The following is a 23,031-nucleotide window of genomic DNA, read 5'->3' on the forward strand; positions in this document are numbered from 1 at the left end:
TAGGCCGAACTTTGCGCCCACGTTCGCGGTTCGACAGGCTCACCACGAACGGAAGGAGATTCGCAAGTAATTAAGCCACACCCGCGATCACGCGCGCGACCAGATCCGGATCGAAGGGCCGCAAATCGTCGAGCTGCTCGCCGACGCCGATGGCATGGATCGGCAGCCCGTATTTCTGCGCTGCCGCCACCAGCACGCCGCCTCGGGCGGTGCCATCGAGCTTGGTCATGATGAGCCCGGTGACGCCCGCGACCTCCTGGAAAACGTCGATCTGGCTCAGCGCGTTCTGCCCATTTGTCGCATCGAGCACCAGCACCACGTCGTGCGGTGCCTCCGGGTTGAGACGGCCGAGGACCTTCCGGATTTTGGCCAGCTCGTCCATCAGCTCGCGCTTGTTCTGGAGGCGGCCTGCAGTATCGACGATCAGCGCGTCGGTACCTTCGTCGGTCCCGCGCTTGACCGCGTCGAACACGATGGAGGCCGGATCGCCGCCCTCCGGCCCGCGCACCAGCGGAACGCCGACGCGGTCCGCCCAGGTCTGCAGCTGGCCTATGGCGGCCGCGCGGAAGGTGTCACCCGCCGCCAGCATCACCTCGTAATCGTCTTCCATGAACAGATGGGCGAGCTTGGCGATGGTGGTGGTCTTGCCGCTGCCATTGACCCCAATCACCAGGATCACCTGAGGGCGGGGGAAGGCGGTCACCTCCAGCGGTTTGGCCACCGGGCGCAGGATCGCGGCGATTTCCTCCGCGACGGCTTCGCGCAACTGGCGCTCCGTAATCTCGCTGCCGAACCGCTGCGCGCGCAGGGCATCGCGTACGCGCCCCGCGGCCTCGGGGCCGAGGTCCGACATGATCAGCGCATCCTCGATCTCGTCGAGCGTCGCGTCGTCGAGCCGGGCATTGCCGACCGGCGCAATGTTCTCTGTCAGGCGATCCGATGTTTTCCTGAAGCCGCCCAACAGGCGGTCGCTCCAGCTGGAGGAGCCGTCGTCGCTCATGCGAGCATTCCTTCGATGATCCGGGTGGGGCGGATGGTAACGAGCTGGCCCGGCACCGTGCCTTCCGGCAGCGCCACGCGGGCGAAATGCGGCGTGTAACCGCTGCCGTCCTTTTCTGCGAGCACTTCGTATTCTGCGCCAACCAGTGTTTCGAGCCAGATATCGCGCGTCTGGCGAACCGCGCTGCGCAGCTCGGCCGCGCGGCGTTTGATGGTTGCGGGTTCGATCTGGGGCATGCGCGCGGCGGGGGTCCCCTCGCGCGGCGAATAAGGGAAGACATGCCCGTGGACGATGCCGCACTCGGCGATGATGGAAAGATTGTCCGCGTGGTGGGCGTCGGCTTCGGTCGGGAAGCCCGCGATCAGATCGGCTCCGATAGCGATCTCCGGGCGCTGTTGCTTCAACCGTGCGACAAGGTCGATCGCCTGCGTGCGGCTATGCCGCCGTTTCATCCGCTTGAGGATCAGATCGCTGCCATGCTGCAGTGAGAGATGCAGGTGCGGCATCACGCGCGGCTCGGTCGCGATCAGGTTGAACAGCGCCTCGTCGATCTCGATCCCGTCGACCGAGGACAGGCGCAGGCGCGGCAATTGCGGGAATTCGCGCAATATGGCGGCAACCAGCGTGCCAAGCCCGGGCTCGCCCGGAAGGTCATGGCCCCACGAAGTCAGGTCGACGCCGGTCAGCACTATTTCCTTCGCGCCCTCGGCCAGCCGTGTGTCGACCGCGCGCAGGACGTCGGCAATGCTGTCCGACCGACTCGCGCCACGACCCTGCGGGATGCTGCAGAAGGTGCACGCGTGGTCGCAGCCGTTCTGCACCCCGATGAAGGCGCGCGTGCCCTGCTGGCGCAGCGCCACGGGCGGTTCGGGCACATTCCAGCTGCGCGCATCGAGCTTCGCCCCATTGGCTACGAAACCATCGACCTCGGCCATGTTCGCCAGGCCCTCGCGGTCGGTCTCCGCCGCGCACCCGGTGACCAGCAGGCGCGCTTGCGGGTTCGCCTTGCGCGCGCGGCGGATCGCCTGCCGCGTATGGCGCACCGCTTCGCGCGTGACCGAGCACGAATTCACCACCACCAGATCGCGCTCGCGCTCCACCAGCGCGGCGATCCGCTCGCTCTCGGCATGGTTCAGGCGGCAGCCGAGCGAGATGACCCGTTCCGCGCTCACGAGAAATGGTCCAGTTCGAAGGTGCCGCGATAGCTCTCCTGCGCGGGGCCCGCCATGTGGATGCCGCCTTCCGCATCGTGCCGGATTGTGAGTGTGCCGCCGGGCAGCCTCACCGTCACCTCGCCGTCGACGAGCCCCTGCCGGTAGGCGGCCGTCGCGGTGGCGCAGGCCCCGGTTCCGCACGCGAGGGTCAACCCGGCGCCGCGTTCCCACACGCGCAGCTTGATCGCATTGCGCGACAGGATTTGCGCCACATTCACGTTGATACGTTCGGGAAACAGCGGATCGTGCTCGATCTCAGGCCCGAGCGTGTCCAGCGGAACCGCCTCGACGTCGTTGACGAAGAAAACCAGATGCGGGTTGCCGACGCTTACCGCGCTGGGCCGTTCGAGCATGTCCCAGCCCAGCGGCATTTCGCGCGTGTCCATCGCATAGGCGAGCGGGATGTCCTGCCAGTCGAACCGTGCGCGGCCCATGGCAACTTCAGCCCCTGCCGCATCTGGACGGGCCTGGAGCAAACCCCCTTCGGTTTCGATGGAGGCTGCCGTCCCATGCAGAACTGCAACCGCGCGCGTTGCGTTGCCGCAGGCTTCCACTTCGCTTCCGTCGGCGTTGTGAATGCGCATCGCCATGTCCGCAGTGCGCGAGGGCGACAGGACGATCAGCTGATCGAAGCCTATGCCGCGATGCCGGTCCGCCAGCGCGGCAATCTGGGCGGGCGACAGGCGCGGCAATTCGGCGTCGCGCCCGTCGAGGATCGCGAAATCGTTGCCCAGGCCGTGCATCTTGACGAAGGAAAGCCGCATCGTGATCCGCACTTATGGTGGGTGCGGGCCAAGGTAAAGGTCAGGCGCTCTTGCGTTCCATGCCTTCGGGCTGCGCTCCGGGCATGTTCGACAGCATGTCGAGTTGTCGCAGACGCTTCATGACCGCGGCGGCATCTTCCGGCTTGCCGTAGAGATAACCCTGGCCCTTCATGTCTCCCATGGTGCGCAGGGTTTCGAGAATCGAATTGTCCTCGACCCCCTCAGCCGTGACCGGGATCTGAAGGCCCTTGCCCAGCGAGACCAGTGTGCCCACGATGTGATCCCGGTCCGCCCGGTCGAACTCAAGCTCGGGAGCGGCCTCGGCAACCTTGCGCAGTTCGCCCACGAAGCTGCGATCGATCTTCACGCGATCGAAGGGCAGGGTGCGCAATTGCGTGAGACTGGTGAAACCGGTGCCGAAATCGTCGAGGCTGACTCGCACGCCGAGGTTCTTCAGGCTGACGATCATCGTCTGAGCCGCCGTCAGATTCTCCTGCAGACAGCTTTCCGAAATCTCCACGTCCAGCCGTGCGGGAGGGAATTCGCTGCCCAGTAGAAGCTTGAGAAGTTTCTGCGGAAACCACGGATCACGCAGCTGCACCGGCGAAACATTGACCGACAGCGTGAGGGATGCGGGCCAGTCCTTTGCATCGTCCAGTGCCTGCCTGATCAGCGATTCCGACAGCGGGCCGATGAGGCCACAATTTTCCGCAACAGGGATAAAAATGTCAGGTCCGACCTGTCCCAGCTCGGGCGAATCCCAACGGGCCAGCATTTCGAAGCCTACCAGTGCGCCCGATTCCAGATCGATCTGCTGTTCGTAATGAGGGACGAACTCGCCACGTGCCAGACCTGCGCGGATCGCCGATTCCATTTCGCGGCGGATACGCGCTTCCTCCTCCATCGATTTGTCGAACCAGCAATAGCGGTTACGGCCCGCGCGCTTGGCGTGGTACATCGCCAGATCCGCGCGGTGCATCAGTGTGCGCGCGGTGGACTCGACATCGTCGATGGGGTCGCTTTTCCGCTGCAGGGCGATACCGGCAGAGATGGTGACTTCCAGCGCGCCGACTTCAGTCTCGATCGGTTTGGCGACGTGGGCGACCATCCGGCTCGCCCAGAGTTCGACCTGTTCCAGATCCTCGCTCTGTGTTGGTAGAACGACCGCGAATTCGTCGCCGCCAAGCCGCGCCACGATTCCTTCGGTCGGCACCAGATCCCTGAGCCGCTGGGCGATCGACAAAAGCACTTCGTCACCGGCCAGGTGACCATTCGTGTCGTTGATTTCCTTGAAGCCGTCCAGGTCGATGAGCACGAAGCCGGTGTCGCGCCCATCCGCTTCCGAGGTAATTGCTTCGATCAGCTTCTCCGTCGCGCAACGCCGGTTGTAGCATCCGGTGAGCGGATCGATCTGCGAAAGATGCCGCGCGCGTTCCTCGGCTTCGCGGCGCTGGTCAATCTCCTGTCGCAGATCGACATAACGGCGCCAACCGAAGATGATGAGCGCGATATTGAGAAGCAGTGCATTGACCAGCGCGGTCTCCGGCGGGCCTACGCTCCCGTCGAGGTAATGGCGGGCAACCTGCGGCATCACCGTTCCGCCGATACCCACGAACATGATGATAGCGGCTGTCGCAATGCCGAGCAGGACGATATCCCTCTCCGCCTTGTTCAGGCGGGGCCGCTGCTCCGTCTTGTCCCCCGCGCGGCGGTTCATTGCTGGTCCCTTGGGTGGTTTTCGTTCCGTCGACCGCCATCAATGCCACTGGGTACTGAAAATCGGGTAAATGCCCGTTTGCAAATTCGTGAAAATGCCATGCAGGTGGCATGTGCCTTGCGGCACTGCCGTGCGCGCCGAGCGTTCGGGCCGTATGAATTCTTGAAGGGAGGCGAGCACCTTGCGTTACTGGCTGATGAAATCGGAACCCGACGTATACGGGTGGGACAATCTGGAAGCCGATGGCGAAGGCGTTTGGGATGGCGTGCGCAACCACCAGGCGAAGAACAACCTTCTGGCGATGGAAGTGGGCGATCAGGCTTTCTTCTATCACTCCAACATCGGGCGCGAGATCGTGGGAATCGTCGAAATCGTCGAGGCCGGGATGGCCGATCCGACGGACGAGAGCGGCAAGTGGGCGGCGGTGAAGGTAAAGCCGAAGACCAAGCTGCCCCACGTCGTTACGTTGAAGGATGTGAAGGCCGAGCCCGAGCTGGCGGAGATGCAGTTGGTCAAGCTTTCGCGCCTTTCGGTTTGCGAGGTCATGCCCGACGAGTGGTCGAAGATACTCGCCATGGCAGGGGTCTGATAATTTTTGGTCGCAAGCCCCGGTCGTTCTGGCGCTTTCCCCCGCGTCAGGGGAACGTAAATCCCTGTTTCTCCGTTTCTTTTACACATCGGCGATGATGCCGACGCTAAAGAAACGGAGAACGGACATGGGTGAACTGAAGAGCAAGGTCGAAGGCAACGTCAACGAAGCGATCGGCGAAGCCAAGCAGAAGTCGAACGATCCTGAAACGCGTGCCGAAGGCCGCGGCCAGGAAGCCAAGGGCAAGGCCCAGCAGACCAAGGGCGAAGTCCAGGGCGCCCTCGGCGACGACATCTGATCGCCTGACGGCCTGACGGCCTGACGGCCTGACGAAACACGAAGGGGCGGTGCCATCGCGGCGCCGCCCCTTTTTCGTGGGCCTACCCCTTGGCGCGCAGCCCGCTGACCGTGGCGCCGCTCGCGGCAAGCTGTTCGACGTCGATCCGGACATGGATCAACCGCAATCCCGAGCGTCCCTCGGCGGCAACCAGTGCATCCTTGAACTCTTGCGTGGTGTCTGCCGTGGCGGACCATGCCCCGAAGCTCGCGCCGAATGCGGCGAAGTCCGGGTTTTCCAGTAAGGTGGCAGAGACGCGTTCGGGAAATTCGCGCTCCTGGTGCATGCGGATCGTGCCGTAGCCGCTATTGTCGACCACGATTACCATCAGATCGCATCCGGCCTGCGCTGCGCTTGCCAGCTCCTGCCCGTTCATCAGGAAGTCTCCATCGCCCGCAATGGCGACCACCATACGTTCGGGGAACCGCTTCGCCGCAGCGACCGCTGCGGGCACGCCGTAGCCCATCGCTCCGCAGGTAGGCGCGAGCTGGCTGGGATGGCCCGCATAGCGCCAGTAGCGGTGCCACCAGCCCGCATAATTGCCCGCGCCGTTACAGATGATCGTGTCGGCGGGCAGCGTATCGCGCATGAACTGGACACATTGGGCCAGGTTCAACGGATAGGTGTCGTCCGGCTGGGCTGTGGCCCATTCCTCCCACTCGGCATGGGCCTGTGCACCTGCATCGAACGAAATCGGGTCTTCGCCCGCCCACAGCGCCGCGCTTTCCGCGAACTCGTCCATGCTGGCGCAGATCGCGAGGTCTGCCGGGTAGACGCTGCCCGGCTCCTCTGGATCGGGGTGGATGTGGATCAGCGTGCGATCCTTGTCGACCAGCGGAGGCACCGAATAGCCGTCGGTCGTCGCCTCGCCCAGCCGCGCGCCAACCACCAGCAGCAGATCGGCGGCTTTGGCCCGCTCGATAAGCTTGGGGTTGGGGCCGTAACCGAGGTTGCCCGCATAGACGGGCGATGATGGAGAGATGGCGTCCTGCCGGCGGAACGCCGTCGCCACCGGCAGGCCGAGCCTTTCGGCGAACAGCTGGAAGTACTCCCGCGCCTTGGCGTTCCAGCCCGCGCCGCCGATGATCGCCAGCGGCGCAGCAGCATCGCCGATCAGCGCCATCATCGCCTGCATTGCGTCGGGGCAGGGCGCCTGTGCGGGGCGTACCACCTCTGCGCGCGCCTCCGCAGTGGTGGCGTCGTAGAGCATGTCTTCCGGCAGGGCGAGCACGACGGGGCCCGGCCTGCCCGAAATCGCGGTGGCATAGGCGCGGGCGATATATTCCGGGATTCGATCCGCCCGGTCTATCCGGGCTGCCCACTTGGAAATCGGCGCGAAGAAGGCGGGAAAATCGATTTCCTGGAAGCCTTCACGATCGCGCATCTCGCGCGATACATCGCCGATGAACAGGATCATCGGCTGGCTGTCCTGCATGGCGACATGCACGCCGATGCTGGCATTCGTCGCGCCGGGGCCGCGAGTAACGAATGCGATACCCGGCTTGCCCGTCATCGCGCCGTCGGCACAGGCCATGAAGGCCACTCCGCCTTCCTGCCGACAGGTCACAACATCGACCTGAGACGTATCCACCAGCGCATCGAGCACGGGGAGAAAGCTCTCTCCCGGAACGGTGAAAATCCGATCGCAGCCCTGCTTGGCAAGGCAATCGACGAGGAGGCGCGCGGCCTCGGGGGTGGTGCTGTCTGCCATCGCTCCGCCCGTAATGCGCAGGAGGCCGCTCGGCAATCGGGTGCCCGCATTAAGCCTTCCTGGACGGGCCTGTCCCAACCGCGGACGCACGCGAAGCGACACTCGCCAATGCTTACCAAAAGGTTAAGCCCCGCTTCCCATGAGACGATCGCTTGTCCTTACCGACGAATCCGCCCGCCACCCTTTCCGCGCATCATTGATGGTGCGGCCCGATTTGCAGCGCGCCCGGATGGTGAGGAATACGCGCTGGTCCTTCGCCAAGAACGACTGGCTGGGTTTTCTGGGAGCCTACGTGGCCTGCCTGGTAGGGGCGCTGGTTTTCATCTTCTGAGCGGTCCGCCTAATCGAAATGGGCGCTCGGCAGGTGTTCTTCCGCATGCAGTTTGCGCGCGGCCCAACTGGTCAGCAGGCATAGCGCGACGCTGGCTAGCACCTGTTCCGCAATTGCCAGACCGATATAGGTCATCGCCATTGCCAGTACTGCACCGCCAACCATGAAGGTGGAACTGATCATGTTGGTGGCCGCGATGGTGCGCGATGCCTTGTCGCCAGAAACGCGCGTGGTGAGAAAGGCATAAAGGGGCACCACGAAAATCCCGCCCGCAATCGATATGAACAGCAACACCGCGAGCAGGACCCAGGCCAGCGGATACGCGAGGAATTGTGGGACGGTGAGGAAAGAGCCCTCCAGATCGGCAGGCCACTGGCGCACGAAAAGATAGAACAGCACGATGAAGAAGCCCATTCCGACGACGCTGGCCGGGGCGTAACGCGCCGAAACCTCTCCCTTGAGCAGCTGGTTGATGATGACCGAGCCGATGGCGATGCCGATCGAGAACATCACGATGAACAGCGTGGCCACTTCCTTGCTGGCGTGAATGACGTTCTTGGCCAGCGGCGGAAACTGGATGAACAGGATCGCGCCCACCATCCAGAAGACGCTGATCGAAATGATGGCGAGATAGATGACGCGGTCCTTCTTCGCAGATCGCACCAGCGCAAGCGAAGAGCGCACGATGTTCCAGTCGATGGGCTCGACCTCGCCCAGGGCCGGGGCCGCAGGGATGTTTCGACTGCTTGCGTAACCGACCAGTGCCGTCGCCAGAATCAGGACGATCGCCGCCTCGACCGGGATCCAGCCGGCGATGATCGTCCCCAGCAGAATCGCGAGATAGGTACCCGCCTCTACCAGACCCGTGCCGGCCAGCACTTCTCCCTTTCGCAGATGCTGCGGCAGGATCGCGTATTTGATGGGGCCCAGAAAGGTCGACTGCACCCCGGCGAGAAACAGTGCCAACAGCATGAGCGGAATGGCGAGCGTGTTTACCAGCAACCCCTTCCAAGCGAGGAACAGGCCGATCGTACCAAGGCTCATCAGGCCGATTTCGCACAGCTTGACGGTGCGGATGATCTTCGCCTTGTCGCGCATGTCCGCCAGTTGTCCGGCGATGGCGGAGAGAAGAATGAAGGGCGCTATGAAGAGGGCCGACGCGACCGCACTGAATGCGGTTTCCGCGTCGGGATCGCTGTAGATCGCGTAGACCACGAAAAGCACCATCGCGGTCTTGTAGAGATTGTCGTTGAAGGCGTTGAGAAGCTGGGTGCAAAACAGCGGCAGGAATCGCCGCCGTCGCAGCAGTCTCAACGTGGTCATACAATCACTCCGGTGCACGCAGGTGCGCGCGAATTTTCATCCCGTTAAAGCAGCCTGCCTTTCCACGCAAAGGGCGAGGTGGCTCTTTTTATCGGACCCCAGGTCGGTTAAGCGCATTCAGTATCCAATGCTTACGCTTCCCAACCTTCTCACGCTCTCGCGAATCTTTGCCGTGCCACTGCTGGTGCTGTTCCTCTGGTGGCCGGAATGGCAGCTGGGCTACGCGCTGGGGCTGGCACTATACTGCGCGGCCGCGATCACCGATTATTTCGACGGCATGCTGGCGCGTTCGAAGGGCACGGTTTCGAAACTCGGCCAGTTTCTCGACCCCATTGCGGACAAGATAATGGTGGCAGCCGTCATCCTGATCCTGACCGCCAAGGGCGGGCTTACCGGCCCGATCGTAGGCGATGCCCATGTTATTGCGGGCCTCATCATCCTTATGCGCGAGATTATCGTGTCGGGCCTGCGCGAATTCCTGGGCGGTATCCAGATATCGGTCCCTGTCAGTCGCCTCGCCAAATGGAAGACGACCCTGCAGATGATCGCGCTGGGCGTGCTGATTCTCTCCGGTGCGCTGCCGGAAATCGAACCGATCCGCTGGATCGGGCTCGTTTCGCTATGGCTCGCGGCGATCCTCACCTGCATCACCGGCTACGGTTACCTGCGGGTTGGCCTGAAGCACATGGATACCTGATTCGCGGAGCCACGGACCCCCGAATTCGTGGCGATTTCGCTGATCGGATCTTGTGCGACTATTTATGTCGCTGATTTCCCAACAGATGAAATATTCCGGCGCTCTTTAGCTCGGAATAAAGATTCGCCTGCTTAAAGGACGGCATGGCGACGATAGCGGCAGACGGATCGGGTGAATACGGCCAGGGTATCCTGCACCGAGTGGGCATTCGGGGCGCAGGCCTGCGGTCACCGATCGACGAGGGAAATACCACACCGACGGTATCCAGCCGTTCGCTGACGCGCGCCCGTCGCCGCCAGCTCAAACAGATTCGCACTTTCATGCAGTCCCATGATCTCGACGTCACGCCGCTGACCTTGCGGATAGCTTATGAGGCGTGCTCCGGGACCAATCCCGGCCTTGTCCGCGGCATCGACGATCGGCGCGCGCGCGGGTTGCCGATCACCCTCGAATGGCTGGAAGCGGCGACCGGAGGCGATGCCTGCGATGGGGGGCAGGCGGTCAGCAAACTTGCCGACAGGCTGGAACACGGCATCGACGAACTGTCCCGCGCGACGAGCACGGTACGGCGGGTCACTTCGCAATATGGCGACGAGCTGGAGCGGCAGGTCGACGATCTTGCGGAGACGCAGGGTACGGAGGAGGTTATCGCGGGCCTTGCGGATTTCGCAAAGGCAATGCTGGCCCGCTCGCGCCAGACCGAAGAGGAGTTGCGCGCCAGCGAGCGCGAAACCGCAGTTCTGCGCGAAAATCTGGATCGGGCGCGCCGCGATGCGGAGGTGGACTACCTGACCGGACTGCCCAATCGCCGCGCGTTCGAGAAGGTCCTGCAGGAAAGTTATGAGAAAGCGCTTGCCGAAGGACAGCCGCTTAGCGTGGCATTCTGCGATCTCGACCATTTCAAGGCCATCAACGATACGCACGGCCACGAGGCCGGCGATCGCATTCTGAAGGTTGTTGCCGAAACGCTTACCTCTGCCTGCCGTGGCGATTGCTTCATCGCACGCCATGGGGGCGAGGAATTCGTCATGCTGTGTCGCGGGGTCACTCCCGTCGAGGCCTTTGCGCGGATAGAGGCCGCGCGCGAAGAGCTTGCGCAGCGCCGGATGATCAACCGGCGGACTGACAAGCCTTTCGGGATCGTGACATTTTCCGGCGGCATTGCCGATGTCGCACGTTACACCGACCCGCGCGAGGCGCTGGCCGCTGCCGACGAGGCGCTCTATCAGGCGAAGGAGGGCGGCCGTAACCAGATCCGGCTGGCGGTCGATCCTGGGGACTCTCGGCAGGCTTCGTAAGCGCCCCTCGCCTCAGAGCACCGCGTTGAGCGCCGCCCGGAAATCCTGCCGTGTGCGCTTCAGTACGCGCGCATTGCGTCGCGTCGGTCCGCCGCCCGCATCGCGCGATTCGACCCTGAGGCCGAGATCCGCGATCAACGCCTCGATCTCGTCGCGGCTGGACGCCTGGGGCCGGATCATGTCCGGGATCAGATCGAGATCGAGATGGGTGAGGCCGAACTGGAAAAGCTCGCGGAAGGCGACACGCTCGCTCAATCCCTGCGCAATCCGGAAATCGTGACTGATCGAGAGACGCTCCAGCGCATCATCGACCCTGCCGATATGCCGTTTTTCCGCAGCCCGAACGCGGTTCTTCACCACGATCCACTCGATCAGCCCCATCTTGCGGGCAAGCTTCTCCTCGCGCAGTTCCGAAACCGTCTGGCCGAAACAGCCTGCCCTTTCGGGCACGCCGCTGACGGGGTTGAGCCGCCCCAGCAGTTCGAGATCGAGAAACGATGCATTGATCGGGGTGATTAGCGTGTCGGCAAGCGCGACGACCCGCCTGAAGATCGGCGAATCCGCGCCCGCAGCGTCGAAGATCACGAAATCTGCGTCGGGCCCCAACCGGTTGATCGTCTGGTAGAGGGCCGCCGTGCTCGGGTAATCCAGCACCGAATAATGGGGCGATGGAAGTGTGACGCCAAGATTGCATGCCGTCCCCTGGCGATAGCTCAGCCCGCGTTCCAGCGTGCGCTGGCGTCGATCCAGATCGATTGCCACGACCTTCTGGCCAGCATGGGCCAGCGCGACGGCGATATGAAAAGCGAGGGTCGATTTGCCCACGCCGCCTTTTTCATTGGCGAATGTGATGACGTGGGGGGTCAGTCTGGGGCGGGGGGCAATATCGCCCAAGACCTTGCCCGGGGCTTCCCCATCGAACCGGGAACGATCGGACGTTATGGCATCCGCGTCGCTATCGGTGCGCTTCCACATTGCCGTCATGCCTTACATTCACCCCAGTGATTGCAACTATTTAAAAGTATTATATTCGAAGCGTGGCGTGATTGCCCTTGGTGTTAAGTTGCGAAACGGCCCCATCCTTCGATGGAACGATCATGTGCCATAAATCGACGGCGTCTGTCTCTAATTTTCCGAATTTTTTGTTTCAGGCGCCGCGGCGTATCTGCGCCTGACCGGCACGCAATTCGTCAGCGAGCAGAAGGAAGTCTGCTTCGCGGGGGGAATTCTTGCGCCATATCAGTGCGATATCCCGAGTCGCCGCTGGCGCGTCGAGCGGGCGCGCGATAACTTTCGTCCCTTTCAGAATACCGGCCTCCAGCGCCATTTCGGGCAGCATGGTGACGCCAAGCCCGTTATCGACCATCTGGACCAGCGTGTGCAGACTGGTGCCGATCATGCTGGTGGCGGCGCGCAGTTCGGGCCGGTTGCAGGCGGCCAGAGCGTGCTCTTTCAGGCAGTGCCCGTCTTCCAGCAGCAACAGCCGGCCGTCCTCGATGGTCTCCGGCCGGATTTCCTCGGGCAGATCGCGCGGTTCGTCGCCGGGATAGGCGACGAAGAAGCGGTCCTTCCCGATCAGGGCCTGTTCTACTTCGCCGGTGGAGAAGGGCAGGGCAAGCAGCACGCAGTCCACCCGCCCGTGGTGCAGCGATTCGACCGCGTCGCTGCTCGTTTCCTCGCGCAGGAAAAGTTCGAGCTCGGGCCGATCCTTGCGCAAACGCGGTAACAGGCGGGGCAGGAGGAAGGGTGCGATGGTCGGGATCACGCTCATGCGCAAAGTACCCGTCAGCGGCTGCCCGGCCGCGCGCACGAGATCGGACAGGTCTTCGGCCTGCCGAAGAAGCGCATGAGCCTTTTCGACCACCTGGTGGCCCAGCGGCGTGAAGCGGACCACCCGGCGGCTGCGCTCCACCAGCGTCACGTCGAGAAGAGTTTCGAGCTCGCGGATACCTGCCGAAAGCGTCGATTGCGACACGAAGCTGGCGTCCGCGGCCCGGCCGAAATGACCATGTTCGTGCAACGCGACGAGATATTGCAGCTGGCGGATGGTGGGCAGGTAAGTGGACATGCCTGGTGCCTAGCCTTCCACCTCGTCGTCGATATGGGTCATCTTGAGCTTGCCCTGCTCGACCGCGAAGGCGAGTTTGCCTTCGACCAGATCGAGGGCATCGCTGCCGAACACCTCGCGCCGCCAGCCCTGCAGGATCGGCAGGTCGCGCACGCCTGCGGCCAGCTGTTCAAGCTCGTCCGAGCGGGTCAGCAGGCGCGGGGCGACGTCGATTTCGCGGGCCCGGATCTTCAGCAGTAGCTTGAGAAGATCGGCAACCAGCGCGCCTTCCTTGCCCAGCGGTGCACCTCGGTTGGTGCGCTGAGGCATTTCCGACGCGGGGAGCGGCTCCGCCTCTTCCAGAACTTCCATCAGCCGGTTGCCGATCTCGTTGTCCTTCCAGACATTGGAAAGCCCGCGCACCTTGGCGAGGTCGGCCTGCTTCTTGGGCGGGTGAGAGGCAATGTCGGCCAGCGTCTCGTCGCGCATGATCCGCCCGCGCGGGATATTCTTGTGCTGCGCTTCGCCCTCGCGCCATGCGGCAAGGGCCTTCAGTCGCCCGAGCACCTGGGGATTGCGGCCCTGTGCCCGAATGCGTTTCCATGATTTGGCAGGATCGATGGCGTAATTCTCAGGATCGGCGAGCTTGTCCATCTCCGCGTTCAGCCAGGCGCCGCGTTCGGTCTTCATCAGCTTCTTGAGGATCTTCGGGAAGATCTTCGCGAGATAGGTCACATCGCCGATGGCATATTCCAGTTGCCGGTCGGTCAGCGGGCGGCGGCTCCAGTCCGTGAAGCGCGCACCCTTGTCGATCGTCTTGTCGAGCCAGCTTTCGACCAGATTGGCGTAGCCGATCTGTTCGGACTGGCTGATCGCCATCATCGCGATCTGCGTATCGAAGATGGGGTGGGGGGTCTTGCCCGTCAGGTTGAAGAAAATCTCGACGTCTTGGCTGCCCGCGTGGAAGACCTTCAGCACGTCCTCGTTCTCGCACAGCAGGTCGAGCAGCGGCTTGAGGTCGATCCCGTCAGCCAGCGGATCGATGGCCGCAGCCTCGTTCTCGTCACCGATCTGGACGAGGCAGAGCTCCGGCCAGTAGGTGTTTTCGCGCATGAACTCGGTATCGACGCACACGAAGTCGCCCTTGCCGAGCCTTTCGCAAAGGTCGGCCAGTGCATCTGTGGTCGTGATAAGGTCGTGGATTTTCATATTTGATCTTTCTCTGCCGGGCGGAGTGCCGCCCTCGGGCCATCGCGGCCCCTCCAATCGAGCGCGCCCGGCTTGACAAAACCGGGCCATTCGCGTGTTAGCGCGCGCAAGCTTTCAGGGCTTTCGCCGTTCAGCTTCGGCACGCCCCTAGCGCCTAATCCCCGAACCGGAAAGTTCCACAATGCACGCCTACCGCACCCATACTTGCGCACAGCTTCGCGAAAGCGATGTCGGCGAGACCGTTCGCCTGTCCGGCTGGGTCCACCGCAAGCGCGACCATGGCGGTGTCCTGTTCATCGACCTGCGCGACCATTACGGCATCACGCAGATCGTCGCGGACGAGGACAGCGAGGCGCTGGCGCTGCTGGATTCGCTGAAGTCGGAAAGCGTGATCACCATCGATGGCGTGGTGAAGGCGCGTTCGCAGGAAACGCGCAACGCCAACCTGCCGACCGGCGATATCGAGGTCTTCGCCAAGTCCGCCACGGTCCAGTCGATGGCGGAAGAACTGCCTCTGCCCGTCGCGGGAGAGCAGGAATATCCCGAGGATATCCGCCTAAAGTACCGCTTCGTCGATCTGCGGCGCGAGCGGGTTCACAACAACATCATGCTGCGTAACCGGGTGATCACCTCGCTGCGCCGCCGGATGATCGACCAGGGCTTCTCCGAATTCCAGACGCCGATCCTCGGCGCATCCAGCCCGGAGGGCGCGCGCGACTACCTGGTGCCGAGCCGCCTGCATCCGGGCCGTTTCTACGCGCTCCCGCAGGCGCCGCAGATGTTCAAGCAGCTGCTGATGGTCGCAGGGTTCGACCGCTATTTTCAGATCGCGCCGTGTTTCCGCGACGAAGACCTGCGCGCCGACCGCAGCCCGGAATTCTACCAGCTCGACTTCGAGATGAGCTTCGTCACGCAGGAAGACGTCTTCCAGGCGATCGAGCCGGTGCTGGCGGGCGTGTTCGAGGAATTCTCGGGCGGCAAGAGCGTGACGCCCGCAGGCGAATTCCCGCGCATTCCCTATGCCGAGGCGATGCTCAAGTACGGCAGCGACAAGCCGGACCTGCGCAACCCGATCATCATTACCGATGTGACGCATCACTTCGAAAAGTCCGGCTTCGGCATCTTCGAGAAGATCGTCGGCGGTGGCGGCATCGTGCGTGCGATCCCTGCGCCGAACACCAACGAGAAGAGCCGCAAGTTCTTCGACGAAATGAACGACTGGGCGCGGCGGGAAGGCTATTCGGGCCTCGGCTACGTCACCCGCAAGGGCGGCGAGTTCGGCGGGCCGATCGCCAAGAACCATGGGCCCGAGGAAATGGCCAAGCTCTACGACGAGCTGGGCCTGGGCGAAAACGACGGTCTGTTCTTCGCGGCTGGCAAGCCCAAGGAAGCCGAGAAGCTGGCCGGTGCCGCACGCACGCGTGTGGGCGAGCAGCTCGAACTGATCGAGCAGGGCTGCTTCAAGTTCTGCTGGATCGTCGACTTCCCGATGTTCGAATACGACGAAGACCTGAAGCGCCTCGATTTCAGCCACAACCCGTTCTCGATGCCGCAGGGCGAGATGGACGCGCTGGAGAACCAGGACCCGCTCGAGATCAAGGCATGGCAGTACGATATCGTCTGCAACGGCTACGAGCTCTCGTCGGGAGCGATCCGGAACCACCGTCCGGACATCATGTACAAGGCGTTCGAAGTCGCGGGCTATTCAAAAGAAGATGTCGATGCGAACTTCTCCGGCATGATCGAGGCGTTCAAGCTGGGCGCGCCGCCGCACGGCGGTTCGGCCCCGGGGATCGACCGGATCGTGATGCTGCTGGCGGACGAACCCAATATCCGCGAAGTCATCGCCTTCCCGATGAACCAGCGCGCGCAGGACCTGATGATGGGCGCGCCCTCGGTCGTATCGCCGAAGCAGTTGCGTGAGCTGAGCATCCGCACGGTGGAACAGCCCAAACCCGACGCGCCCGAGGCGACCCGGGTCGATCGCGCAGGCGACGCCTGAGCGATCAAGACTGCTGAACGGTCGCTCTGGCGACCGCTCATCCTCGCGACAGGTTCGCCGTGCATGATCTCTGTGAAAACAGGGAGCGACGACGATGCTGAAGTATATCGTGGCGGCTGCGATGCTTTTGGTTGGCACGAATGCGCAGGCCGAGACGCTGCGGATAGAGACGATCTATCCGGCCGAAAGCGACGAGGCCGCTGCGATGCGGACTATCGCGATCGATCGCTTTACCGGGCGTGAGGGGCGGGACTTCGCCAATCGCATCGAGGATCGGCTGGTTGATGCCGCGATAGACGGACAGCCACTGTTCACGCTGATCCACCGCGCGCAGGCAGAAAATGCCGATGCCATCCTCGATGGCGACGCGTGGGTGCGCGTCACCGAATCCGAGTTTTCCGAGCGGCGCAAGGTTTGCGTGGAAGAAGACGAGGATGGGAAATGCATCCGCCGCGAAAAGGTGGACCTCGCGTGTCTGCGGCTCGCCATCGACGTTCGCCCGCGCGCCACGCTGCGGTCCGCCGATGGCACCATCCTGTGGTCGAGCCAGCTTTCGCGCAACGAGGTGCTGAGCTATTGCCCCGATTACGACGACGAGCCGCTTGTCGCGCCGGTCGTCGACGGCGCACTGGCCTCCGCCGCCGATGATGTGCGCCGCGCGCTCGCGCCGGTCCAGGCTTTCGAGGACATTCGGATCATGGAACGCCGCAAGGGCATGGCGCGCGATGTGTCCCGGGCCTTCCGCGACGCGGTGCGACTGACCAAGCAGGACGAGCGCGCGGCGTGCGATGCCTTTGCTGCGCTGGAACCCGCCCTGGGAAGGCATCCCTCCCTGCTGTTCAATCTGGGGCTGTGTGCCGAGCAGATCGGCGATTTCGCGACGGCCGAAAGCTACTATCGGCAAGCGCTGGTGGACAAGACCTCCGACGATGAGGCTCAGGCCGGGCTCCACCGTATCGGCCAGAACCTTTTGGCCGAACGCCAGCTGGAACGCCGCGAGAGCTATTAGGCGACCCTCAGCTGGTGCAGCGGGCCAAGGCAAGGCGGCTCGGCCCGGGCCAAATGCTCGACAGGCTTTGTGAAACTGCGCGCTCTACCCCCCTTGCGCGGGATCAACCGCTTGGATAGGGCGTTGAGCGATTAGCAACAGCAAGATGTCGAGAGGGCATAGGGAATGAGCGATACTGCCGACCGCGTACAGAAGATTGTCGTCGAGCACCTGGGCGTGGAAGCCGACAAGGTAACGCAGGACGCCAGCTTCATCGACGATCTGGGCGCGGACAGCCTCGACATCGTCGAGCTGGTGATGGCCTTCGAAGAAGAATTCGGCGTGGAAATCCCCGACGATGCGGCTGAGAAGATCAGCACTGTCGGCGATGCCACCAAGTACATCGAAGAGCACAAGGGCTAAGCCCGATCTGCTCTGGCGGCGACGTTATGTCGCCCGATCTTACAGGCCCGACCCGGACAGCGGGCCGGGCCTGATTTCGTTTATGGAGAAGTGAATGCGCCGCGTTGTCGTAACCGGACTTGGCCTCGTCACCCCGCTGGGCAGCGATGTCGAAACCTCGTGGAAGAACCTTATCGCGGGCAAGAGCGGCGCAGGGCCGATCACCCGCTTCGACGCGTCGAACCAGAAGGCGACCATTGCCTGCGAGGTGAAGGGCAAGGAGCACGAGTGGGGCTTCGATCCCGACAAGCGCGTCGATCCGAAGATTCAGCGCCAGGTCGACCCTTTCATCGTCTACGGACTCGACGCGGCAGGGCAGGCGATGGAAGATGCCGGCCTTACCGAGATGGACCAGGCCCTGAAGGAGCGCACCGGTGTTTCGATTGGTGCGGGTATCGGCGGCCTTCCGGGGATCGAGTACGAATCGGTCAACCTGCATGAGCGCGGCCCGGGCCGGGTTTCCCCGCACTTTGTCCATGGACGCATCATCAACCTCATCAGTGGTCAGGTCTCTATCCGCTACGGCCTGATGGGGCCCAACCACGCGGTGGTCACCGCGTGCTCGACCGGCGCGCACTCGATCGGCGATGCGGCGCGCATGATCCGCGACGACGATGCCGACATCATGCTGGCCGGTGGTTCGGAATCGACCATCAACCCGCTGGGCATTGCAGGCTTCGCGCAGGCCCGTGCGCTCAACACCGGTTACAACGACCGGCCTGAGCAGGCGAGCCGCCCCTACGACCGCAACCGCGAAGGCTTTGTGCTGGGCGAGGGCGCGGGCGTTGTCGTGCTGGAGGAATACGAGCACGCCAAGGCACGCGGCGCCAAGATCTACGCCGAAGTCGTCGGCTACGGCCTGTCGGGCGATGCCTACCACGTTACCGCGCCGCATCCCGAGGGCAAGGGTGCCGAACTCTCGATGCGGATGGCGCTGCGCAAGGCCGGGCTCGAGCCGAGCGATGTCGACTACATCAACGCCCACGGCACCTCCACCATGGCCGACACGATCGAACTGGCGGCAGCAAAGCGGGTCTTCGGCGATGATCTGAGCGGCGCGTCGATGAGCAGCACCAAGTCCGCGATCGGTCACCTCCTTGGCGGTGCGGGCGCGGTGGAGAGCATCTTCTGCATCCTCGCCATCCGCGACCAGATCGTGCCGCCCACGCTCAACCTCGACGATCCCGACGATGGCACCGAAGGCGTCGACCTCGTGCCCCACACCGCGAAAAGGCGTGAGGTCGAAGCAGTTCTCAACAACAGCTTCGGTTTCGGCGGCACCAATGCCAGCCTCGTGATGAAGAAAGTGGACTGATGATCCGCGCACTCCTCGCGCTGGTGCTCGTCGCAATCGCGCTGGCGGGCGGCTGGTTCGCGTGGGGCTGGTACGGCCCGGGCCCGGCGCAGGATGATACCTCCTTCATCGTCCGGTCGGGATCGACACTGACATCGGTTGCGCAGCAGCTGGAGGAAGAAGGCCTGATCGCCCGGCAGGATGCCTTTCTGCTGCGAGCCAAGGTGCTGGGCAGCGGCGATCCGATCAAGGCGGGCGAGTTCCTGCTGCCCGGCGGAACCAGTCCTGCGGGTATTCTCGACACGCTGCAGCATGGCGAGGTGATCCGCCGGTTCGTCACGATACCCGAAGGCACGCCCTCCATTCTGGTCTTCGAGACGCTGATGGCCGAAGACCTGCTTACCGGCGAAATTCCGGTGCCCAAGGAAGGCAGCGTGCTGCCCGACACTTATGATTTCGAGCGCGGGGAGGATCGTGCGGCAGTGCTCGCGCGGATGCAGGCCGCGATGCGCAATTATCTCGCGGAGGCATGGCCAAAGCGCGCGCAGGATATCGCGGTCGACAATATCCAGGACGCGGTAACGCTTGCCTCCATCGTCGAGAAGGAAACGGGTATCGCGGAAGAACGCCGCATGGTGGCAGGGCTCTATTCGAACCGTGTGAAGGAAGGCATGCTGCTGCAGGCCGACCCGACGATCATCTATCCGATCACCAAAGGCAAGCCGCTCGGGCGCCGCATCCGCCAGTCCGAAATTGCTGCGGTGAATGGCTACAACACCTACACGCGCGTCGGATTGCCGACCGGGCCAATCACCAATCCCGGGCGCGAAGCGATCGCGGCAGTGCTCAACCCGGCGGAAACCGATGCTCTGTTCATGGTTGCCGATGGATCGGGCGGGCACGTGTTCGCCGAAACGCTGGAAGAGCACAATGCGAACGTGGCCGAATGGTACAAGCTGAGGCGCGAGCGCGGCGAGATGTAGGCTTCGGCATGTCCGGCGACGCTCCACTTATCGTGACCGCGCAATTGCCCGAAGGTTTACAGGGCTGGGCCACCGGTCTGCGCAATGCGCACTTCCCGCCGGAGCGTAATCACCTCGCCGCCCATGTCACCCTGTTCCATGCCTTGCCGGGTTTCTGCGAGGCGGAGGTGATCCAGCACGCCCGCCAGTTGGCAAAGGAATTCGCCCCGGTCGATGCGCGCATTATCGGTGTCATGTCGCTGGGCGGCGGCACGGCAATTCGACTGGAGAGCGAGGGCATGCTTCGCCTGCGGGCAATGCTTGCAGAGCATTTCCATGGGCTTCTGACCGAGCAGGACCAGGGTGGCAAGCGGCTGCACGTTACGGTCCAGAACAAGGTTTCCAGCAAGGCCGCGAAGGCGCTTCAAGCCGAACTCGCGCTGCAGGTGGAAGAACGGGCTTTCCGTTTTCGCGGGCTTGGCATCCACCGTTACGAAGGCGGCCCGTGGACCATGATCCAGGACGTGAATTTCCGTGGTAAAGCGCGTGCATGAGAAGCACGCAAGACACGCCTTGACCAGGCTGCGCCCCCACCGTAAGAGCGCCGCCTGCCGTAGAGCCGAGTGCTCCGGCGAAGCCCTGTGGGGCGGAGTAGCTCAGGTGGTTAGAGCAGCGGAATCATAATCCGCGTGTCGGGGGTTCGAGTCCCTCCTCCGCTACCAATCTCGAATCCGCATGGGTTCGCTTGCTTCCGCATGCATCCGTAAAACTCAATTAAAACAGAATGATGTGAGTGATTCGCGTCCGCCTGCGTGCGCATGCATTCGCTTGAAGCCGGATTTGGTGTGGGGGTATTTTGGGGGTATTTTCCGGGGGTAGCGAAAAGGAGCGATACCCCCAATGGCCTTGAGTGAGATTCAGATCAAAAAAGCGAAGGCGGCTGAGCGTCCATACAAGCTTGCGGATGGGGAGGGATTATTCCTCCTCGTGCAAAAGAACGGCTCGAAGCTCTGGCGGCTGAAATACCGGTACCACGGGAAAGAGAAGCTGCTTTCTTTCGGTGCCTACCCCGAAGTCGGAATAGCGGCCGCAAGAGAACTCAAGAGAGCTGCCAAGGGTGTGCTGGCCGAAGGCAGGGACCCGATGGTTCACAAACCGGGTCGGGACTTCGAAGAGGCTAAGACCTTCAGGGCGATTGCCACCATGTGGCATGAGAACAGAGCAAGTAGTCTCAATCCCGCCCATGCGAAGCGCGTGTGGTCGCGGATGGAGCAGGACGTGCTTCCTGTCTTAGGCGAGCTCATGATGCATGAGATAACTCCACCAGAAGTCCTGAAGGTCATTCGGAAGATCGAGGAGCGCGGCGCGCTCGACATCAGTCGACGGGCCAAGCAATGTATTGGTCAGGTATTCCAGTTCGCGATTGCCAGCGGACTTTGCGATTCCGATCCAACGGCGCATCTTCGGGGGGCTTTGAAGCCACGTCCTCGGGTCAAGCATATGGCGAAGCTGCCTCTGGCACAGCTACCCGAACTCATCATCAAGATGGAGCGATACCAGGAAGAGGGTGAGAGACGATCCGAAATTACGCGGGCGGCATTGACCTTTGCTCTTCTTACATGGGTCCGGACCAAGGAACTCCGGTTCGCCAAGAAGCACGAGTTTGAAGGTCTAGTCGGAGATTCACCAGTTTGGCGCATTGGCGCTGATCGGATGAAAATGGGCCGCGAGCATATCGTGCCATTGTCGCGACAAGCCGCTTCTCTTGCTCAAGATATGATCAGCAAGTCCGAAGGCGAATACGTCTTTCCAGGCCAGAAGCCCAAGATGCCGCTTTCCGAGAATACGATGATCTATGGTCTCTATCGGCTCGGTTACCACGGGCGACAAACTGTTCACGGCTTCAGGGGTCTGGCGAGCACCTGGGCGAATGAGCAGCTGGTCGAGGTCGGCGATCCACCGATGTGGATCCGCCGATATCATGAAGACTGGGTCGAACTGCAATTGGCACACAGCGAAGAGAACGAGGTTCGCGGGGCATACAATGCTGCCGAATATCTCGCTCCCCGTCGTGCAATGCTGCAGGATTGGGCAGACTTCCTCGATTCCATCGGCGGCAAAGCGCAAAACATTGCAGTTTTGAGAGCCGCGTGACCTGCTCCTAGGCGGGCACCTGCCCCAGCCATTCGACGCGAAGGCGGTCGAACCCGACAACGATACCCTCTGCGGTAACCTCAAATCCAAAGTCTTCGTTTGAGGGTTCGTAGTCTTCGAGAACCCAATGATCTCCGGCATCGGTTACAATTACAGCTCCCCGAGGAAGGTGCTCGAGCCGTCCGCTGATCCTTTTCCGATTCGTAGTCATATCGAACTGTATGCCATCCATCGGTCGATAACGCTCTTCACATATCCAGGTGTTTCCCGATTTTTCGGTATCCCGCCGGCTCGCGACACAGCGCCGGGTCCAGCATTGTATGCGGCCAGCGCGAGATGGATCGCACCGAAGCGCTCTAGCATCTGCTTCAGATACCGCGCGCCGCCATCGATGTTCTCAGCCGGATCGTGGCGATTGCGGACACCAAGTTCCCTTGCCGTTCCCGGCATGAGTTGAGCGAGCCCGGCTGCGCCAGCTGGACTGATCGCCATCGGGTTGAACCGCGATTCCTGCCAAATCAGGGCCTGAAGCAGTCGAGGCGGCAATTGGTATCGCGCTTCAGCTTGCCGGATGAGTGGCTCATACAAGGCTTCCTTGAAGCTTCTATCGATATAGGCCGCGCCGCCATCTGGCTTGCCCAAGTGGATTGCAGTCGGGTTGAAAGCGCGCCCTTTGTCGGTTGTAACCTGAACTGTGCCGAGGTCATGGTCGAAGACCTGAAACTCCTGCGCGTGCGCGGATCCCGAAATCGCAATCGCGAGCGCACCGCAACCGCAAGCCACCAGCGACATTCGCATTGAATTACCTTTCACCTTGCCTCGATCCGCAAGAGAACATAAATAGAACGCATGGGTGTAGGAAAACGTTTTTTGCAAGTTTATCCGAGAGAAGAGGGGTTCGTTTGGAGGGGGCAATTGTGAGGCGATGGAGC

General features: G+C 62.6%; 23 protein-coding genes and 1 tRNA gene. 13 read left to right on the forward strand and 11 right to left on the reverse strand.

Translation table 11 applies throughout. The features are described from left to right. Positions 1 to 70 precede the first annotated feature (70 nt). From ftsY to ADAD_RS0108320, 4 genes are read right to left on the reverse strand one after another with little or no spacing between them, the layout of a single operon-like run. Positions 71 to 1,000, reverse strand: a complete 930-nt coding sequence (gene ftsY, locus ADAD_RS0108305) for a signal recognition particle-docking protein FtsY (protein WP_010412398.1) — start codon at positions 998 to 1,000, stop codon at positions 71 to 73. Next, positions 997 to 2,172, reverse strand: coding sequence for a MiaB/RimO family radical SAM methylthiotransferase (locus tag ADAD_RS0108310; protein ID WP_010412400.1), 1,176 nt, complete (start codon positions 2,170 to 2,172; stop codon positions 997 to 999). Before ADAD_RS0108310 ends, ftsY begins: the two co-directional genes overlap by 4 nt. Beyond that, on the reverse strand, positions 2,169 to 2,978 hold the full coding sequence (dapF, locus tag ADAD_RS0108315; RefSeq protein WP_029140011.1) for a diaminopimelate epimerase: 810 nt from the start codon (positions 2,976 to 2,978) through the stop codon (positions 2,169 to 2,171). The genes ADAD_RS0108310 and dapF overlap by 4 nt, the downstream gene beginning before the upstream one ends. A gap of 40 nt (positions 2,979 to 3,018) precedes the next feature. Continuing rightward, entirely contained in the window at positions 3,019 to 4,695 is a 1,677-nt protein-coding gene (locus tag ADAD_RS0108320; RefSeq protein WP_010412404.1) for a putative bifunctional diguanylate cyclase/phosphodiesterase, read from the reverse strand. 196 nt (positions 4,696 to 4,891) lie between these two features. On the opposite strand from ADAD_RS0108320, the gene ADAD_RS0108325 reads away from it, so the two are divergent. After that, positions 4,892 to 5,284, forward strand: a complete 393-nt coding sequence (locus ADAD_RS0108325; protein ID WP_033193264.1) for an EVE domain-containing protein — start codon at positions 4,892 to 4,894, stop codon at positions 5,282 to 5,284. Between the two features lie 127 nt (positions 5,285 to 5,411). Continuing rightward, positions 5,412 to 5,582, forward strand: coding sequence for a CsbD family protein (locus ADAD_RS0108330; RefSeq protein ID WP_010412407.1), 171 nt, complete (start codon positions 5,412 to 5,414; stop codon positions 5,580 to 5,582). Positions 5,583 to 5,664: 82 nt separating this feature from the next. Here the strand turns inward: ADAD_RS0108330 and ADAD_RS0108335 are convergent, their stop codons facing one another. After that, complete coding sequence (locus ADAD_RS0108335) at positions 5,665 to 7,332, reverse strand: thiamine pyrophosphate-binding protein (protein ID WP_010412409.1); 1,668 nt, start codon at positions 7,330 to 7,332, stop codon at positions 5,665 to 5,667. Positions 7,333 to 7,471: 139 nt separating this feature from the next. On the opposite strand from ADAD_RS0108335, the gene ADAD_RS16635 reads away from it, so the two are divergent. Beyond that, a complete protein-coding gene (locus tag ADAD_RS16635) occupies positions 7,472 to 7,663 on the forward strand; it encodes a hypothetical protein (protein WP_083825586.1) in 192 nt (63 codons plus the stop codon). 9 nt (positions 7,664 to 7,672) lie between these two features. Here ADAD_RS16635 and ADAD_RS0108345 read toward each other — a convergent pair whose 3' ends face one another. Continuing rightward, positions 7,673 to 8,986: an MFS transporter gene (locus ADAD_RS0108345; RefSeq protein WP_010412413.1), complete on the reverse strand. Its 1,314-nt coding sequence runs from the start codon at positions 8,984 to 8,986 to the stop codon at positions 7,673 to 7,675. Positions 8,987 to 9,113: 127 nt separating this feature from the next. Between ADAD_RS0108345 and pgsA the strand changes: the two genes are divergently transcribed. Next, positions 9,114 to 9,683, forward strand: coding sequence for a CDP-diacylglycerol--glycerol-3-phosphate 3-phosphatidyltransferase (gene pgsA / locus ADAD_RS0108350; protein ID WP_010412415.1), 570 nt, complete (start codon positions 9,114 to 9,116; stop codon positions 9,681 to 9,683). A gap of 143 nt (positions 9,684 to 9,826) precedes the next feature. Continuing rightward, positions 9,827 to 10,981 (forward strand): GGDEF domain-containing protein, encoded by a 1,155-nt coding sequence (locus ADAD_RS0108355; RefSeq protein WP_010412418.1) that lies wholly within the window; start codon positions 9,827 to 9,829, stop codon positions 10,979 to 10,981. Between the two features lie 12 nt (positions 10,982 to 10,993). Here the strand turns inward: ADAD_RS0108355 and ADAD_RS0108360 are convergent, their stop codons facing one another. The 3 genes from ADAD_RS0108360 to rnd form a co-directional block, all read right to left on the reverse strand. Continuing rightward, positions 10,994 to 11,956, reverse strand: coding sequence for a division plane positioning ATPase MipZ (locus ADAD_RS0108360; RefSeq protein WP_237700797.1), 963 nt, complete (start codon positions 11,954 to 11,956; stop codon positions 10,994 to 10,996). 172 nt (positions 11,957 to 12,128) lie between these two features. Next, positions 12,129 to 13,049, reverse strand: coding sequence for a hydrogen peroxide-inducible genes activator (locus ADAD_RS0108365; RefSeq protein WP_010412424.1), 921 nt, complete (start codon positions 13,047 to 13,049; stop codon positions 12,129 to 12,131). Between the two features lie 9 nt (positions 13,050 to 13,058). Then, entirely contained in the window at positions 13,059 to 14,237 is a 1,179-nt protein-coding gene (gene rnd, locus ADAD_RS0108370) for a ribonuclease D (protein WP_010412428.1), read from the reverse strand. 181 nt (positions 14,238 to 14,418) lie between these two features. Here rnd and aspS point away from each other — a divergent pair, with 181 nt between their 5' ends. From aspS to ADAD_RS0108410, 8 genes are all read left to right on the forward strand, one after another. Further along, complete coding sequence (gene aspS / locus ADAD_RS0108375; RefSeq protein WP_010412431.1) at positions 14,419 to 16,239, forward strand: aspartate--tRNA ligase; 1,821 nt, start codon at positions 14,419 to 14,421, stop codon at positions 16,237 to 16,239. Positions 16,240 to 16,333: 94 nt separating this feature from the next. Next, positions 16,334 to 17,248, forward strand: a complete 915-nt coding sequence (locus ADAD_RS0108380; RefSeq protein WP_010412434.1) for a tetratricopeptide repeat protein — start codon at positions 16,334 to 16,336, stop codon at positions 17,246 to 17,248. Between the two features lie 165 nt (positions 17,249 to 17,413). Further along, entirely contained in the window at positions 17,414 to 17,650 is a 237-nt protein-coding gene (locus ADAD_RS0108385; protein WP_010412439.1) for an acyl carrier protein, read from the forward strand. Positions 17,651 to 17,744: 94 nt separating this feature from the next. After that, positions 17,745 to 19,004: a beta-ketoacyl-ACP synthase II gene (gene fabF / locus ADAD_RS0108390; protein WP_010412442.1), complete on the forward strand. Its 1,260-nt coding sequence runs from the start codon at positions 17,745 to 17,747 to the stop codon at positions 19,002 to 19,004. Further along, positions 19,004 to 19,966, forward strand: a complete 963-nt coding sequence (gene mltG / locus ADAD_RS0108395) for an endolytic transglycosylase MltG (protein ID WP_010412445.1) — start codon at positions 19,004 to 19,006, stop codon at positions 19,964 to 19,966. The genes fabF and mltG overlap by 1 nt, the downstream gene beginning before the upstream one ends. 8 nt (positions 19,967 to 19,974) lie before the next feature. Next, positions 19,975 to 20,499, forward strand: coding sequence for a 2'-5' RNA ligase family protein (locus ADAD_RS0108400; protein WP_010412448.1), 525 nt, complete (start codon positions 19,975 to 19,977; stop codon positions 20,497 to 20,499). Positions 20,500 to 20,590: 91 nt separating this feature from the next. Continuing rightward, positions 20,591 to 20,667: transfer RNA gene (locus ADAD_RS0108405), tRNA-Met, on the forward strand. Between the two features lie 178 nt (positions 20,668 to 20,845). Then, on the forward strand, positions 20,846 to 22,099 hold the full coding sequence (locus ADAD_RS0108410) for a tyrosine-type recombinase/integrase (RefSeq protein WP_010412451.1): 1,254 nt from the start codon (positions 20,846 to 20,848) through the stop codon (positions 22,097 to 22,099). A 7-nt stretch (positions 22,100 to 22,106) separates the two neighbouring features. On the opposite strand, the gene ADAD_RS17205 is transcribed toward ADAD_RS0108410, so the two are convergent. Then, positions 22,107 to 22,331 (reverse strand): DUF5818 domain-containing protein, encoded by a 225-nt coding sequence (locus tag ADAD_RS17205; RefSeq protein ID WP_337442414.1) that lies wholly within the window; start codon positions 22,329 to 22,331, stop codon positions 22,107 to 22,109. Then, positions 22,307 to 22,891 carry a lytic transglycosylase domain-containing protein gene (locus ADAD_RS0108415; RefSeq protein WP_029140012.1) on the reverse strand — a complete coding sequence of 195 codons (585 nt, stop codon included), beginning with the start codon at positions 22,889 to 22,891 and terminating at the stop codon, positions 22,307 to 22,309. The genes ADAD_RS17205 and ADAD_RS0108415 overlap by 25 nt, the downstream gene beginning before the upstream one ends. Positions 22,892 to 23,031: the final 140 nt, after the last annotated feature.

The organism is Citromicrobium sp. JLT1363 (assembly GCF_000186705.1).
Lineage (GTDB): Bacteria > Pseudomonadota > Alphaproteobacteria > Sphingomonadales > Sphingomonadaceae > Alteriqipengyuania.